General features: G+C 71.2%; 3 protein-coding genes. 2 read left to right on the top strand and 1 reads right to left on the bottom strand.

The features are described from left to right. Positions 1-129 precede the first annotated feature (129 nt). The gene (locus ABZ749_RS34125; protein WP_357235286.1) at positions 130-870 is read right to left on the bottom strand and encodes a D-Ala-D-Ala carboxypeptidase family metallohydrolase; all 741 of its coding nucleotides are present in this window, start codon (positions 868-870) and stop codon (positions 130-132) included. Positions 871-1,034: 164 nt separating this feature from the next. On the opposite strand from ABZ749_RS34125, the gene ABZ749_RS34120 reads away from it, so the two are divergent. Together ABZ749_RS34120 and ABZ749_RS34115 are read left to right on the top strand one after the other, a co-directional pair. Continuing rightward, positions 1,035-1,547 carry an HIT domain-containing protein gene (locus ABZ749_RS34120; protein WP_357235289.1) on the top strand — a complete coding sequence of 171 codons (513 nt, stop codon included), beginning with the start codon at positions 1,035-1,037 and terminating at the stop codon, positions 1,545-1,547. Between the two features lie 159 nt (positions 1,548-1,706). Beyond that, positions 1,707-2,270 (top strand): aldo/keto reductase (locus ABZ749_RS34115; protein ID WP_357235283.1); only part of this gene is annotated, 564 nt, incomplete at its 3' end.

Below are 2,270 nucleotides of genomic sequence, written 5' to 3'. Positions count from 1 at the left end.
GGCCTCCCCGGTGCGGGAGGCCACTACTTCCATGTTCGGGCGCGATCTTCGCCGGGAAGCCGGCGCGGGAGGGACCGGCGCGGGAGGTTGGCGCGGGTGGGACCGACGCCGGGAGGTCGGCGTGGGGTGTCAGATGCCGCAGTTCGGCGCTGACCAGCCTCCGACCGCCGCCACGTGGGTGTGGTCGTTGTGATCGGGATAGCCGGGGCCGAGGATCTGCCCGAAGCCGTGGTTGCGGGCCTGCTGCGCCAATCGGCAGAACGACGGGGAGCCGACCAGGTCCACCCCGTCGCCGTACAGGTGTCGGCTGTTCGACGCTCCGCCGACGGCGCTGTTGCAGGCGTAGCTGCGGAAGCTGCTGCTGATCGCGATGGCCACGTCGCCGAGGGCGTGCCGCATGGCCTGGAGTTTCCACATCGAGACGAGCGCGTTGAACCGGGCGGTGCTCGCCGAGACCGCACCGCCGGACCAGTCGCTGTTGCACTTGTTCAGCTCGGGGTAGCTGAAGTTGGCCGGGGTGCAGTCGTCGTCCTGGAGGGCGTAGAGCCGGTTGAACGTCTGGGGGCCGGCGATGCCGTCGGCGGGCAGCCCGTACGCCTGCTGGAAGCGGATCACCGCCGATCGGGTGGCCGGGCCGTACGCGCCGTCGAGGGTGAGCACCGCGCCGTAGCCGGGGTAGCCGGCGACCCGGATCTGGAGTTGCCGGACATCCTCGCCGGACGCCCCCTGGGACAGGGTGCGTGTCCAGGTGTAGCAGCCGTCCGCCTGGACCGCGCCGGCAGTGAGGGTGACGCCGGCCACTGTGGTGGCGGCGGTCATCGCCAGTGCCGCGAGGAATCTGCCGAGCCGTCGGTACATGTAGCCCTCCATTAATTCATGGAAGTACGTGGATGGATGGAAGTTTCATGCCTTCGCCTTGATCCGTCAAGAACTTGCAATGCCGGGTTTCCCTACGGCGGGTGTCGCGGCATGCCTGCGGGGCTCCGTAGGATCGGCTCGTGACAGGGGTGGAACGGCACACGGACAGCGACGGCATGGCGGACGGTCTGGAGCGGCTCTGGACGCCGCACCGCATGACCTACATCTCCGGCGAGGACCGCCCGGCCGAGGGCTACGAGAAGCCCACCGGCTGTCCCTTCTGCCGGGGGCCGAAGCTGCCGCCGGGGGAGAGCCTGGTGGTGGCCCGGGGTGAGCACGTGTTCGTGGTGCTCAACCTCTACCCGTACAACCCGGGGCACCTGCTGGTCTGCCCCTACCGTCACGTCGCCGACTACACGGACCTGGACGTGCCGGAGACCACCGAGCTGGCGTCGTACACCCAGACCGCGATGCGGGTGATCCGCAAGGTCAGCAACGCCCACGGCTTCAACCTGGGCATGAACCAGGGCGGGGTGGCCGGCGCCGGCATCGCCGCTCACCTGCACCAGCACGTGGTGCCGCGCTGGGGCGGCGACGCGAACTTCATGCCGGTGATCGGCCGCACCAAGGTCCTGCCGCAGCTGCTCGGCGACACCCGGGACCTGTTCGCCCGCGCCTGGCCGTCCTGACCGTCGCCGCCGGCCGCGCCGCGGATGATCACTGCGCCGATGTCGACCCCGAGCCGTCGTACACGTTGATCATGCCGCACCGTGACCGTCCCCGTGCGCCCGCGTGTCCGCCCGCCGATCTGCTACGCCCCGGTCCGCCGAAGGTGGCACGATCGGCCGATGGTAGTCACGACACGGGTGTTGGGGCGCAGCGGCATCGAGGTCAGCGCCCTCGGCATGGGGTGCTGGGCGATCGGCGGGCCCTGGGCGGAGGGCACCCAGCCACTGGGCTGGGGCGCTGTCGACGACGATGAGTCGGTGCGGGCGGTACGCCGGGCACTCGAACTGGGCATCACCCTCTTCGACACCGCCGACACGTACGGGGCCGGGCACGGTGAGCGGGTGCTCGGCCGCGCGCTCGCCGGTCGCCGCGACGACGCCGTGATCGCCACCAAGTGGGGTTACACCTTCGACGAGGCCGCTCGGCAGGCCACCGGCGAGGACGCGTCGCCCGGGTACCTGCGCAGTGCCGTGACCGCCTCACTGCGCCGGCTGGGCACCGACCGGATCGACCTCTATCAGCTGCACCTGGCCGATCTGTCGGTGCCGAGGGCGCAGGCGCTGATCGGGACCTGCGAGGACCTGGTGGCCGAGGGCCTGATCCGCGCGTACGGGTGGAGGCCCGCGCCCGCCCCCGACCCGGCAGCATGGCGTACGGCGGCCGACGAGGGCTGGTCCCGGGCC

The organism is Micromonospora sp. NPDC047753, from assembly GCF_040642735.1.
Classification (GTDB): Bacteria; Actinomycetota; Actinomycetes; order Mycobacteriales; family Micromonosporaceae; genus Micromonospora.
Note: the sequence above shows the minus strand (reverse complement) of the source record. Positions and strands in the feature narration are given on the sequence as shown.